The organism is Mesorhizobium sp. B2-4-17 (genome assembly GCF_006441275.1).
In the GTDB taxonomy this organism is placed as follows: Bacteria; Pseudomonadota; Alphaproteobacteria; order Rhizobiales; family Rhizobiaceae; genus Mesorhizobium.
Map to the genome: position 1 here is coordinate 99,216 of NZ_VFUX01000024.1, position 12,809 is coordinate 112,024.

At 62.4% G+C, this 12,809-nt stretch carries 11 protein-coding genes; 6 read left to right on the forward strand and 5 right to left on the reverse strand.

Going from position 1 to position 12,809, the window contains the following annotated elements:
* Positions 1-23: 23 nt before the first annotated feature.
* Positions 24-1,772, forward strand: a complete 1,749-nt coding sequence (locus FJ548_RS19755; RefSeq protein ID WP_140778753.1) for a type I secretion system permease/ATPase — start codon at positions 24-26, stop codon at positions 1,770-1,772.
* 3 nt (positions 1,773-1,775) lie between these two features.
* A complete protein-coding gene (locus FJ548_RS19760; protein ID WP_140778754.1) occupies positions 1,776-3,095 on the forward strand; it encodes an HlyD family type I secretion periplasmic adaptor subunit in 1,320 nt (439 codons plus the stop codon).
* Positions 3,096-3,283: 188 nt separating this feature from the next.
* On the opposite strand, the gene FJ548_RS19765 is transcribed toward FJ548_RS19760, so the two are convergent.
* Positions 3,284-3,835 carry a flavin reductase family protein gene (locus tag FJ548_RS19765; RefSeq protein ID WP_140778755.1) on the reverse strand — a complete coding sequence of 184 codons (552 nt, stop codon included), beginning with the start codon at positions 3,833-3,835 and terminating at the stop codon, positions 3,284-3,286.
* Positions 3,836-3,943: 108 nt separating this feature from the next.
* The gene (locus FJ548_RS19770; protein ID WP_210240573.1) at positions 3,944-4,537 is read right to left on the reverse strand and encodes a TetR/AcrR family transcriptional regulator; all 594 of its coding nucleotides are present in this window, start codon (positions 4,535-4,537) and stop codon (positions 3,944-3,946) included.
* A 249-nt stretch (positions 4,538-4,786) separates the two neighbouring features.
* Between FJ548_RS19770 and paoA the strand changes: the two genes are divergently transcribed.
* The 3 genes from paoA to FJ548_RS19785 are packed head-to-tail and all read left to right on the forward strand — an operon-like array spanning position 4,787 to position 8,528.
* Positions 4,787-5,401 (forward strand): aldehyde dehydrogenase iron-sulfur subunit PaoA, encoded by a 615-nt coding sequence (paoA, locus tag FJ548_RS19775; protein WP_140613144.1) that lies wholly within the window; start codon positions 4,787-4,789, stop codon positions 5,399-5,401.
* A complete protein-coding gene (locus tag FJ548_RS19780; RefSeq protein WP_140613155.1) occupies positions 5,398-6,369 on the forward strand; it encodes a xanthine dehydrogenase family protein subunit M in 972 nt (323 codons plus the stop codon). The genes paoA and FJ548_RS19780 overlap by 4 nt, the downstream gene beginning before the upstream one ends.
* Positions 6,366-8,528, forward strand: a complete 2,163-nt coding sequence (locus FJ548_RS19785) for a xanthine dehydrogenase family protein molybdopterin-binding subunit (protein WP_140778756.1) — start codon at positions 6,366-6,368, stop codon at positions 8,526-8,528. The genes FJ548_RS19780 and FJ548_RS19785 overlap by 4 nt, the downstream gene beginning before the upstream one ends.
* Positions 8,529-8,855: 327 nt before the next feature.
* On the opposite strand, the gene FJ548_RS19790 is transcribed toward FJ548_RS19785, so the two are convergent.
* Entirely contained in the window at positions 8,856-10,199 is a 1,344-nt protein-coding gene (locus FJ548_RS19790; protein WP_140778757.1) for a hypothetical protein, read from the reverse strand.
* Positions 10,200-10,319: 120 nt separating this feature from the next.
* Positions 10,320-10,904 (reverse strand): hypothetical protein, encoded by a 585-nt coding sequence (locus tag FJ548_RS19795; protein ID WP_140761548.1) that lies wholly within the window; start codon positions 10,902-10,904, stop codon positions 10,320-10,322.
* Positions 10,905-11,345: 441 nt separating this feature from the next.
* On the opposite strand from FJ548_RS19795, the gene FJ548_RS19800 reads away from it, so the two are divergent.
* Complete coding sequence (locus FJ548_RS19800; RefSeq protein WP_140778764.1) at positions 11,346-11,819, forward strand: heme-degrading domain-containing protein; 474 nt, start codon at positions 11,346-11,348, stop codon at positions 11,817-11,819.
* 1 nt (position 11,820) lies between these two features.
* Here FJ548_RS19800 and FJ548_RS19805 read toward each other — a convergent pair.
* Positions 11,821-12,809 (reverse strand): glycosyltransferase (locus FJ548_RS19805; protein ID WP_140613149.1); only part of this gene is annotated, 989 nt, incomplete at its 5' end.

Below are 12,809 nucleotides of genomic sequence, written 5' to 3' on the forward strand. Positions count from 1 at the left end.
TGGGTTCGACAGGGAGTGCGGGAATGACTGGACAGTCGGGTTTGCGGCCTGTTTTCCGTCGCGTCGTCGCCGATGTCGGGCTCTTCTCGCTGCTCATCAACATCCTGCTCCTGGTCACCCCGCTCTACCTGCTGCAAGTCTATGATCGCGTCCTGCCCTCCTCCAGCGTTGAGACGCTCATCTATCTGTCGGCCATCGCGGTCCTGGCGCTTACCTTCCTCGGCTTCCTGGACGCGGTCCGCGCCATCTACACGCAGCGCGTCGCGGCCACCGTCGACAGGAGGCTGGGGGCAAGGACGTTCGCCGCCTCGCTCAGCGCTGGATATGCAGGCGCAAGCCTGTCGCCGCTGCGCGACCTCGCCTCGGTCTGCTCCTTCATCAGGTCACGTGGCGTGGCGGTGCTGTTCGACCTGCCCTTCGCTCCCCTCTTCCTCGCTCTCATCTACCTCATCCATCCGGTCCTGTTCTGGCTGACGCTCGCCGGAGCGGTGGTGCTCTTCGTGCTGGTCATCGCAAACCAGCTCGCCATTGGCCGCAACGATGCCCTGTCCACGGAACGCTCGGCTCTGGCCAGCCAGTCGGAGCAGGCCTTCACTCGCAATGCCGAAACGCTGCGCGCCATGGGCATGGTTAAGAACGCCGCAGGGGTGTGGGGACGGCATGTCGGGGAAGCGCTCACCCTGCACGACCGCTGTTCGAGTGCCAATGCGATCTTCAGCGGAATTTCTCGGGCGCTGCGCATGATGCTGCAGCTTGCGATACTGGGCGCCGGCGCATGGCTGGTGCTGGGAGGCAAGATGACCGCAGGCATGATCTTCGCGTCCTCGCTGGTGTCGGCGCGCGCATTGCAGCCGCTCGACCAGTTGATCGGGTCGTGGCGGCAGATCGTCGACGCCAGGCGAGCGTGGCAGCGCCTGGAAAAAGCGCTTGTCGAGCATCCGGCACAGACCCGCAAGCTGACCTTGCCGGACCCGTCGGGCGCGATTTCGGTGGAGGACCTGATCTTCGTCGCGCCGAATGCCCGGCCGGGCGCCGCGCCCATCATCAAGCGGCTGAACTTCCGCATTGGCGCCGGCGAAGCGGTGGCCATCGTGGGCCCGAGCGGCGCCGGCAAATCGACGCTGGCGCGGTTGCTCGTCGGCGCCGCGCAGCCGACCAGCGGCTTCGTCAGGATCGACGGCGCCGACCTCAGGACATGGGACGAAAACCAGCTCGGAAGGCATATCGGCTATCTCGCGCAGGAGGTGGATCTCTTCCCCGGATCGATCGCGGACAATGTCGCCCGCTTCGAGCCTGACGCGGACGACGTCTCGATCGTCGAGGCAGCCAAGCGCGCCGAGGCCCACGAGATGATCCTAGCGCAGCCGGACAGCTATCAGACCAGGATCGGTCCGCCGGACCGGACGCTATCGGGCGGCGAGCGCCAGCGCATCGGCCTGGCGCGCGCGCTTTACGGCAATCCGCGGCTGCTTTTGCTGGACGAGCCCAGCGCCCATCTCGACGGCACGGGCGAAGCCGCCCTCCAGGTGATGCTCGCGGCCGCGCGCGAGGCCGGCGTCACGACCATCGTGATCACGCACCGGCCTTCGATCGCCATGGCCTGCGACCGCGTGATGCTGCTGCGCGGCGGCGTGATCGAGGCCTTCGGCCCGCACAGCGACGTGCTTAAGCCACCGGTCGCCGCCAAGGGCTCTCCCGCGCCGGCGAACACGGCGGTGACAGGCTCGTTCGCCACGATGATCCGCACGCATAACGCCCGCTTCGGATCGTAGACGATGACCACGCAAAGCCTTGCCTGGGAAGGCCAGCCACGCACCAACTTCCGGCGCGTCGCGCTCACCGGCTATGCGGCGATAGCGCTGCTGGTCGGCTGCTTCGGCTATTGGGCGGCGACCGCGCCCTTGTCCGGCGCGGTGATCACGCAGGGCACGATCTCGGCGACAGGCGGAAACATCCTCATCCAGCATCCCGAGGGCGGCATCGTGGACAAGCTGCTGGCCCATGAAGGCGACCGCGTGCGGCAGGGCCAGGATCTGGTCCTGCTCGACAAGACAGCCGCGCAGGCCGAGCTCAACCGGCTGACGCGGCAGTCGATCGCCCTCAGGGCAAGCGCGGCGCGGCTGGAGGCCGAGCGCGACGGACTGGACAGGCTGGCGCCGATCACCGAGGCGGCGCCGACGCCGTTCCAGCACGACTTCGAAGCCCTGGTCGGGGAGCAGCAGAAAGAGTTCGCCGCCAGGCTCGCCCGGTTCCGGTCGGAGCAATCGATTCTCGCGCAACGGGTCGCCATGCATCGCGAGTCGCTGCAGGGATTGAACGCCCAGCAACAGGCCATCCAGCAGCAGGCCGGCGTGGTTAAGAAAGAACTCGAAATCAAGACGAACCTCCTCGACAGGGGCCTCACCAACCGCACCGAATATTCGCAGCTTCTGCGCAGCGAGGCCGACCTCGTCGGCCAGGCCGGGGCGCTGGAGGCGGACCTCGCCTCGGCCAAGACGCAGATCGTCGAAGCCCAGGACCAGACCGAACGCCTGACGACGCAGCGGGTCGAGGACGCGTTGACCAAGCTGGATGAGCTTCGCACCAAGCTCGCCGATATCGGGGAACAGACGCGGACGGCCGAGGCGGTGCTCGAGCGTACGACGATCAAGGCGCCGACCGCCGGGATCGTGGTATCGTCGACCTACAACTCGAAGGGCAGCGTGATCGCCCCCGGCGAGAAAATCATGGAGATCCTGCCCACCGCATCGGGCCTGATCGTCGACGCGCGGCTGCGACCGCGAGACGTCGACCTGGTTCGCGTCGGCCAGCCGGCGAAGCTCAGATTGTCCGCCTTGAACTCGCGCCTGACGCCCGAGGTTTCAGCCACAGTGACGCAGATTTCCGCGGACCGGCTGATCGACGAGGCAACGCACGAACCCTATTTTCGTGCCAAGCTGAAGATTGCCGACGCCCTGCCGCCCGGCGTGAGGGCCGAGCAGCTCTATCCTGGAACACCGGTCGAGGCCTTCATCAACACCGGTGACCGGACCTTCTTCGAATATCTCGCGCGGCCGATGCTCGATTCATTCGCCCGCGCCTTCACGGAGCAGTAGGCGTCGCGGCGGACGCCACTACGGCGCCATTTCGGAAGTCGACCGCGACGGACGGCCGCTGCCTTCGACCGTGCGCCGGGATATCTTGTTTGAGGGCGAGACCATCGCGTAGACGAACCGCGCTCCGAGCTCGCAAGGCGCAATCGACGAGCGGCAACGGCGAGCAGAGGCGCGAAGGCTTCTGGTGGTCAGGCAGGAAGATCCCGCCATTTTACCATCCGCTCGCGCAGGTCGACGACCTCGCCGTCTGCGGTGAAGGACCCATCTCCCCTGTGGTGTAGTGTCCGCCGCTCCTCCCGGTCGGGATCGATCCAGATCCTGACAGCCTCGAGAAGGAACAAGTTGTAGGTCTCGACCATGCTGTCGTCGGCAATTCGACACTCGATATTGGCGAGACATTCGCCGATAAGAGGCGCCCCCACGTCCCGGGCGGGAAGGCGTGACAGCCCGAATTTCTCGAATTTGTCGACCTCCTTGCCCGAGCAGTTGCCTATGTCCACGACCGTACGGGCAAGATCGACCGTGGGGATCGCAATCACGCATTCGCGGGTTTCGCGCAAGGCTCCGTAGCTATGGTCCCAGGGTCCGATGACGCATCCAATCAGCGGCGGCGCGTGTTGGACCATCATGTGGAAGCCCATCGTCATCACGTTCGGTTTGCCATTTAGAGCGGTCGTGACCAGGACGATGGGGCCAGGTTCGAGCAGTCGGTAGGCATGGGATGCGGGCATTTCCTTCATGTGAGTTCTCCTTGCGATTTGATGGCGCCCGCAAGATCCTTAGCCGCGACGCCGACACAACAACCGCGGACAGGCAAGGCGCGATGCCGCCCCACCGGGGTGGCCGGCTCAGCGTGCCGTCAGACCACCAAATACGGTCTCAACGACCGCCTCGATGTAGGCGTCGGAGATGTCGGAGTTGGCGTGTGGAACGAGCAGCCGGTGATAGATCGGGCCATATAGAGCATCGAGCACGACATCCGGATCCAATCCGGGTCTCAGTTCACCGTTCGCCATGCCGCGCCGAACGATCTCGCGGGCAATCCGCCGCCGCGGCTCGACCCAACGCATCTTTACGGCATCCAGCAGCCTTTCATCGGTTTGCGCACGGCCCAGCAGCGGCCGCATGATCCTGCCCTGCTTACCGCGGTAAGCCCGTGCCAGCAGTTTCATGGACGCCGCAAAGCTCGCGCGCGCAGTCGCCTTCTCCTGGATTGGCGCCGCCTTTGTCACTTCGGTGAGAAACGCATCCATCACGATTGCCGAGACATTCGGCCATCGGCGGTAGATGGTCGTCTTGGCTACGCCAGTCCTTTCCGCGATGCCTTCAATCGTCAGGGCGTCGAATCCTACCTCTTCGCCCAGGTCCAGCGCGGCGCGCAGAATCGCCGCCGTCGCATCCGCGCCGCGCTGGCGCGGATGCGCGACCTTCGCCGTTTCCAATCGAACATTCCTTTGCATCGTCGCTTCCCATGCGGTCCGTCTGGCCAAAGCAAGCAGCAGACTCGCGCCTCTGATCCCGCCCAAACCCCCGAATCGGCTTGATAAGTGTACGCTACGTATCGTGGTTGACAAGTGTACGCTACGTATCGTAGCTTTTGCAACGGGCTACCTGGGCAAAGCGCGGTCTCCGCAGATCCTGGTGAATGAAGCAGGTGCTGCGGTCTGACCGTCCTGAACGGAGGACGATGCATGGCTTCAGTTCATATGCGGACACGCGGTCGCAAACAGCCGAGTTCGGCGGCTGCGGACAATTCACCGACCCACATTGCGGGTAACCAAAGCGGCACATCCAAGCGATACTCGGTGGAGCTTCGGGTCAACGGCGAAATTCACGCGCTCGAGCTTGATCCCCGCACGACGCTGCTCGACGCCCTGCGCGAACACTTGCATCTTACGGGGAGCAAGAAGGGTTGCGACCAGGGCCAGTGCGGCGCCTGTACCGTCCTGGTCAATGGGCAGCGTATCAACAGCTGCCTCACCCTCGCCGTCATGCATGAGGGCGACGCGATCACGACCGTCGAGGGACTGGGCACGCCCGATCGGATGCATCCGATGCAGGCCGCCTTCGTCGATCACGACGGCTTTCAGTGCGGCTACTGCACGCCGGGGCAGATCTGTTCGGCGGTGGCAATGCTGAACGAAGCCGCAGCCAGCATTCCAAGCCATGTCACGGCCGATCTCACTGCACCAGTCGTGCTGAACGAAACGGAAATCCGTGAACGCATGAGCGGCAACATTTGCCGCTGCGCCGCATATCCCAACATCATCGAAGCGATCCACACGGTTGCAGGAGGACGGCCATGAAAGCCTTCACCTACGAACGCCCGGCCAGCGCGGCCGAGGCCGCGGCCGCGGCGGCGCGTACTCCTGGCTCAAAATTCATTGCCGGCGGCACCAATCTGCTGGATCTGATGAAGCTCCAGATCGAAACGCCCACGCATCTTGTCGACGTCAACAACATCGGCCTCGATCGGATTGAGCCAACCGACCAGGGCGGCCTGCGCATCGGCGCGCTTGTCCGCAACACCGATCTTGCTGCCGATCCTCGGATCCGCGGGGATTACGGCGTGCTGTCCAGGGCGATTGTCTCCGGCGCCTCCGGGCAGCTCCGCAACAAGGCGACAACTGCCGGCAATTTGCTGCAACGAACACGGTGCCCCTTTTTCTACGACACCGATATGCCATGCAACAAACGCTCGCCGGGCATGGGCTGCGCCGCGATCGGGGGGCTCAACGCCAATCACGCTATTCTCGGCGCCAGCGAAGCTTGCATCGCGACGCATCCTTCAGACATGGCTGTCGCCATGCGGGTGCTGGACGCGGCCGTGGAAACTGCGGCGCCAGGAGGGGCAACGCGCAGCATTCCGATTGCCGACTTCCATCGCCTGCCGGGCAATACGCCGCATATCGAGACCGTACTGGAGCCGGGCGAGTTGATCACCGCGGTGACGCTGCCGAAACCACGCGGTGGCGTGCAGCTTTATCGCAAGGTCCGTGAACGCGCGTCATACGCGTTCGCCACGGTCTCGGTGGCGTTGATTGCCAAGGTCGAGGAGGGCCACCTCACCGTCGACCGGCTTGCCTTCGGCGGTCTCGCACACAAGCCTTGGCGCGTCGAACAGGCCGAGCGGACCGTCGCCGACGCCGACTCGATCGCCGACATTGTGCTCGCCGGCGCCAGGCCAACCGGACAGAACGCCTACAAGCTGCCGCTCGTCCGACGGACACTCTCGGCTACTCTCGAACACGCACGCGAAGGAGCTTCCAGATGATCGGCCCCGGCATCAACCGCATCGACGGCCCGCTAAAAGTCACCGGGCGCGCTGTGTATTCCTACGAGCGGCAGGACCCGGGCCAACCGTTCTACGGTTTCATCCGCGGCGCGGCGATCGGAAAGGGCAAGATCACCCACATCGACACCGCGGAAGCCGAAATGGCACTTGGCGTGCGCCTGGTGCTGACCCATCGAAACGTTCCCAAACAGGGGGCGTTCGTCAACAAGCCGACGATCTTCGACCGGCCGCATCCGCAGCTGACCAGCGACCGGATCGCGTATTTTGGCGAGCCGGTGGCGTTTGTCGTCGCGGACACCTTCGAACAAGCTCGCGCCGCCGCGGATCTTGTGAAAGTGACCTATACGCATGAAGACGGCGCCTTCGATCTTGCCACTCACGCCGATCGGGCAGAACCGCAAGCGACCCTCAGCATCGGCCTTCCGGGCGAGACGCGCTTCGGTGACCTGGAGGCAGCGATGTCGGCCGGACCGGTGACCGTCGACCAGACCTACACGACGCCATACCACTTCTCGCAGCCGATGGAGCCGCATGCCTGTCTCGCCGACTGGCGCGACAACCATCTCACCGTCTATCTGGCGACGCAGACCGTCGCGCAAAATCGCATCGCCCTTGCCGAAACGCTGGGATTGACGGCCGATCAGGTGACCGTCGACGCGGCCTTTGTCGGCGGTGGGTTCGGCTCCAAGCTTTATCTCCACGCCGAGGCCGTTCTCGCGGCGCTGGCCGCGCGCGCGCTGGCCCACCCGGTCAAGGTCGCCTTAACGCGCCGGCAGGTCTTCACCCTCACCGGGCATCGGCCAGAAATGATCCACCGCGTGCGCCTGGCGGCGACACCGGACGGCCAACTCACCGGCCTCGGACACGACGTCAATCTTCAGGCGACTGAAGGGGAACCGTGGATCGAGCAGGCCGCGACAGTGGCGCGCTCGCTCTATGCCGCGCCGAACCGCCTGACTCGGCACTCGATCACCAATCTCGATCTCAAAGCGGCTGAAGCGGTGCGCGGCCCCGGCGAACTGCCGGGCCTGCTGGCCTTCGAAACCGCAATGGACGAGCTGGCCTATGCGCTCGATATCGATCCCGTGGAATTGCGGCTCAAGAACGACACCGCGACCGATCCTGAGCTGGGCGTGCCGCTGAACGGACGGCGGCTCGCGGACTGCCTTCGCGAAGGTGCCAAGCGCTTCGGCTGGGACCAGCGGCCGAAGACGCCAGGTAGCCGTCGCGAGGGAAATCATCTGGTCGGCTACGGCATGGCGGCGGGAATCCGAATGCATTTTCAGGGGCCGACGGGCGCCATCGTCCGCATCGAGCCGGACGGCCGTGTGATCGTGCGCTCCGACACGCCCGACATCGGCACCGGCACGTACACCATCGCCTGCCAAATCGCGGCGGAAGCGTTGGGGATCGGCGTGAATCTGGTGACGGCACAACTGGCGCATTCGGATTTTCCGCCGAGCGCCGGCGCCGGCGGCTCCTGGGGAGCGTCCAACCTGTCGATCGCGGTCGACCGGGCCTGCCAAGAGATCAGGAACAAGATCGCCGAAGCTGCTGGTCCGGGGGCCGTTCCCAACGACATCCTCGCCGATGTCGGCCGCTGGTTTCCACAAGGCCTTGAAGCCACAGGACAAACTATTGGCCAAGCCGACGATCCGAACTTCAAGAATTATTCCCAGAACACCTATGGCGCGGCGTTCGCGGAAGTCCTTGTCGATGTCGCAACCGGCGAAATCCGTTTGCGGCGCATGACCGGCGTGTTCGCGGCGGGCCGCATTATCAACGCCAAGACGGCGCGCTCGCAGTTGATGGGCGGCATGATCTGGGGCGTCGGCTCGGCACTGCACGAGGCCGCCCATGTTGATCGGCGCCACGGCAATTGGGTGAACGGCGATCTCGCCGAATATCTGATGCCGGTGCACGCCGATATTCCGGCCATCGAGACGGTGCTGCTCGACGACTATGACGAACACGCCAACCATCTCGGCATCAAGGGCGTTGGGGAACTTGGAGTCTGCGGCACGGGAGCGGCGGTCAGCAACGCGGTATTCAACGCCACCGGGATACGAGTCCGGGATTTTCCGATCACCCTGGCCAAGCTGCTCCCGGGACTTCCGCCGATGAGGACGGCAGCGTGACCACTCAGCGGCCAAAGCAACCGGACGAGGAGCGCTAGGCGCGGGGACTGCGGATCCTGCGCCGGATCGGCGGCGGGCCGCAAGCTCGGCCCGCCGCGCACAAATCAATATCGGCTGGATGATCGTTGCGGCACTGTGGGTGAGCAGGTTTGGCGTAGCGCCCCGGCCCGCCGCCAGGCCTCTGCCGATCCTCAAGCAAATCAGGCCCAAGACCAACGAAGGAGCAGATAAAAGAGCATTGGTATTATCGGAGTCGGAGCCCGAAAGGACGCCTTGCCGTCCGATGCTCAGAACGTTGACGCAAACATCACGTCAGAAACTGTCTGGCTAGACCTCTGATGTTGGGACTTTTTTACGAAAGAGCGACTTGAATGTAGCGTCTACCTTGAATCTTTCCCGAACCCGCCTCGCGAAGAAGAAGACCTGAAGCACGTTGCACGCGGCCGCTGCGGCGGCGAGCAAATAAGGTCCTCCGACCAAAATGCCGACGCTACATAGAGCAACTGTCGCTACACCTGTGACGAGAGTGATACGGAAGGCGACTTTTTCGTCGCCCAGAACCATCAGCAAAATGCCCGATGAACCGCCGAGAACATGCCCTAGTTGACCGGCGCCCAGGATCAGGGCGAGCCAAAGAGAGTTTTCATAATGTGGATTCCAAAGATGGACCAAGGTGTAGCCGAGCACCGCGAGGCCGGCATACATGAGAAAAGTCAGCAGGGTCGCCACTGAGACCAGGAGCCGCAGCGCCTTCTGGAGTCCTGTACGATCGTCGAGTGTCCAAAGGTGAACGGCTGAGGGCGCAAAGGCCGAATTGGCTATGCTCAGCGGCATTATGAGCACTGTCGAAATCCGTAGGGCGATGCCGTATTGCGCGATCTCCTGTAGACTGCTGAGCAGCGTCAACAGGATCATGTCCACCTGAGACAACCCAAACAATACTAACGTTGTCGCCAGATTGGGCAGGGTCCGGCGGATGATCGCTCCAGCGCCAATGGGCTCTTTGGCCACTTGGCTCCAGCGCCGGCACGACGAGGAAATGCTGAACGCTCCAACCCCCGCGGCAATTGCGTATCCAGCAAAACTGCAAAGGAGCACCTGATGCAAGCTTGGTTGCAGTCGAGTGGTTAGGGCGAAAGCTAGAAAGAGGGCAACCGCGGTGCTCGGAAACGCCATAAGAAACGCCGAACTCCTGATCGAGTGAATTGCTCTGAGCAATTCCACCTGGACTGCTCCAAGTGCGGCGCACGGAATTTGCAGCGCAACTATTGCCAGCACTCCGCTCCAAGCCGTGACGTTTGCCCCTGAGGGAATCCACCGGTCTGCAAGCCAAAAGGCGCACGCGACTATGAGGCCAAACCCGCCGACGATTCCTTGGATCCGCATGATGGCGTCACGCGCACGTCCGAAATCGCCTCGCGCCGCGGCGGCCGAAACCAGTGCCGGCGCCGTGAACGTAAGACCCATCATCGCCAGAATTGCGAACCCGGCTGTGAGAATCTGAGCGATGAAGTAGATGCCAACCTTGTCTTGCGGTAAGGCGAGGGGGAGAAGAAGCGAGCTGCCTAGTCCGGCTGCCAGTATTGCTATTCGGCCGGCCGCCGCCGCTCCGCTGGCCCTCAACATGGAAGGCAGCTTCGCTCTCCTAAGCACGCCGGAGAGTTCGGTCATTGCCGCGCGCTCATACGGCCGCCGAATGGTCTTCGAGGGCTCGGGGCGGAGGTCCGTAGCGAGGCCAAACCCCGCGCTCGTCGCTCTCGATCCCATAACAGGCAGCGTTCGGAACAGCACTCATCCAACGAAATGACTTACCCATTCTGTCCGGGCAAAATGCTCCTTCAACTGGGCATAGTTCTTGATGATTTCAGATTGGGTACCGGACCGCTGCCTCCTGAACGGACTATGGAGCGAAACTTGGCGCAAATTGAGGAACTCCAGCGAGCGAGACACACCTGGCCCGTCTACCAACTCCTCGTAAGTAACATGCAGATTGGGCAGAGTCTCTACCATCCTTGAGAGCTCCAAATTCCATTCGGTCCATCGTTTGAACGCTTCTTCCACATCTGCCGGCTCCGCAGTGAAGCAGTTGACGGTCATTGAGCCGCGATCAGACCTCCAGGCACCATTGATAGTCGCAAGCTTGTACGAAATGTACTGATCCAGGAGATTCTCGCGAGAAAGGCGGATAATCCTGTACCCAAAAGTCTTAAACGCGTCCCTCGCATCAGGATGTTCTATCAGCGAGAGATATGGCATCTTGAATCCGATGACGTCGCTGTTCTTCCTGTGCAGCCTTTTCTCAAGGTAAGTCGCGGCGTCTTTCTGGCGGGAGTTCCTGAACGATATGGTGCGTCGCCTGAGCACGTCAGCCAGCAAGCGTGCCGTCGGCGAGAACAATTCACCTTCGCACGTCGCGTCTGGATGGGAGTCTATCAGCCCTTGGAGATAGCTGGACCCTTGCCTGCCTACGAAAACTATCGCAAAAAATGTTCGGTTTCTCATTGCCCTTGGGAATTCTGCGACCTCGACGGTCTCGCTTGGTTGGCGACTTCTAGCAATCCTGCCCAGCTTGCAACAGGCCAACAGCAGCCGACGGCAAATTTTGGGGCTTTATCCAAAGGCAGCAGCAAGCTTTATAGCGTTGAAGTGGTGGGACTACTTCAACAGACGTGCCAGGCGTTCTGGCCCATTGCCCACGGCTAGACAGATTTCCGACCGGACTGGGATTGTTGTAGGACCGTGAATTTTCAACGGCCCGCAAGCAAGGAGGCGAAGATTTTGAAGGCAGGAACAGCTGGGAAGACCGAAGATTTGAAAATGGTCGTCGAACAGGAAGCGACGCTCCTTTTCGCATGCTTCGATGAACAGTGTGCGTTCGAGATTGGCTGTGCCATCCGCGCGAGCGCGATCGTAGAGAGGCAAGGTATCGTGGTCGATATCCGTCTCTGGGACCGGCAGCTGTTCCACGCTGCTCTGCCAGGCTCAACCGCCGCCACCGCGGAATGGGCGCGGCGCAAGCTTAATACCGTCAGGATGTTCCAAAAGAGCAGTTATCGCATGGCCTTGGAGCAGCAGCGTGAGGACAGAACCTTTCCGCCGGGATACGGGCTCGATCCGGCAGACTACGTCCTGGCCGGCGGAGCGTTCCCCATACACGTCCAGGGGGTGGGTGTGGTCGGCGCGATTGCCGTTTCGGGTCTTAGTCAACGCGCCGACCACCAATGCGGGGTGGCAGCCCTTTGTGAATACCTTGGCAAAGACAAGAAACGGCTGGCTTTTGACCCGGCCTAACTCACCGCGGCACTGCCCCCGTAAATGCGCTCCGAGCTATCAGCCAAGTATGTTTTAGCGCCTTGAGTGATGCAAGTGTGGGCGGATGCAACGCTGCTGCGGCAAGCCGGCGCAGGGCGATCCCTGTTCGGCCCGAACGCCCATGAATTGCTGCCGAAAGCAGACTTGCATTAGCCCGAGTTTCGCGTTCCCACCTCCGGATATCGTCTGGCAGGTCGTGCCGCCGAAAGAAGGCATCGACCATGCGCCGCGGCTCTTCCCCCCTTTCGAATGGGACAGCTCTGTATGTCGTCGAAGCACTATGCATCCGAAACTCGGCGAGCACCGCCGGCAGGTGATGGAAACTTCCCTGCAATCCCAAGCGGAGGAAGAAATCCAGGTCAGGAATTTGGCGTAGGTCGGAACGCCAGCTACCGGCCTTCTCGTAGGCGGCGCGTCGAAAGAGCGCGCCAGGGCCTGGCAAGCAATGGAGCTTGGCAAAGAGCGCGCGTCGTGAATAGTCCGGTGGTCGGAGCGTTGACCGGAGGACCGACCTTTCATCTATAATGTGAAAATCAGGGTAAACGAGAACGACTTCTGGACGCGCCATTAGCTCCTCGACGCATCGCCGGATAGCAGCAGGGCGAAGCCGGTCGTCCGCGCTAACATAGCCAAGCACCTCTCCGGTGCTCATCGCCCATCCCACCGTCATGGCGGCACTTTGACCAGCGTTGACTTGGCGGTGCAGTTTCACTTTCCCGGAGAAGGTGGCGGCGATGTCGCTGGTGGCGTCGGTAGAACCGTCGTCCACCACGGTGATCTCTAAGTTCGGGTAATCCTGAACGAGCAGACTCTCGATCGTCTCGCCAATATAGTCAGCCGCGTTGAAGGCGGGAACGACCAAAGAAACCCGCGGCATCCTATCCAAATTCATTTCCAAGGCGCTCATTTGAGACGTTTTTGCTGCTTGCTGCTTCTCTTGAAAGTTGCCGAACCGAGACAATCCTAATC

Excerpts from the sequence above, each read along its gene's own strand:
- FJ548_RS19755 (WP_140778753.1), top strand. The coding sequence starts at position 24 with ATGACTGGACAGTCGGGTTTGCGGCCTGTTTTCCGTCGCGTCGTCGCC.
- FJ548_RS19760 (WP_140778754.1), top strand. The coding sequence starts at position 1,776 with ATGACCACGCAAAGCCTTGCCTGGGAAGGCCAGCCACGCACCAACTTC.
- FJ548_RS19765 (WP_140778755.1), bottom strand. The coding sequence starts at position 3,835 with ATGAAGGAAATGCCCGCATCCCATGCCTACCGACTGCTCGAACCTGGC.
- paoA (WP_140613144.1), top strand. The coding sequence starts at position 4,787 with ATGGCTTCAGTTCATATGCGGACACGCGGTCGCAAACAGCCGAGTTCG.
- FJ548_RS19780 (WP_140613155.1), top strand. The coding sequence starts at position 5,398 with ATGAAAGCCTTCACCTACGAACGCCCGGCCAGCGCGGCCGAGGCCGCG.
- FJ548_RS19785 (WP_140778756.1), top strand. The coding sequence starts at position 6,366 with ATGATCGGCCCCGGCATCAACCGCATCGACGGCCCGCTAAAAGTCACC.
- FJ548_RS19790 (WP_140778757.1), bottom strand. The coding sequence starts at position 10,199 with ATGACCGAACTCTCCGGCGTGCTTAGGAGAGCGAAGCTGCCTTCCATG.
- FJ548_RS19800 (WP_140778764.1), top strand. The coding sequence starts at position 11,346 with ATGGTCGTCGAACAGGAAGCGACGCTCCTTTTCGCATGCTTCGATGAA.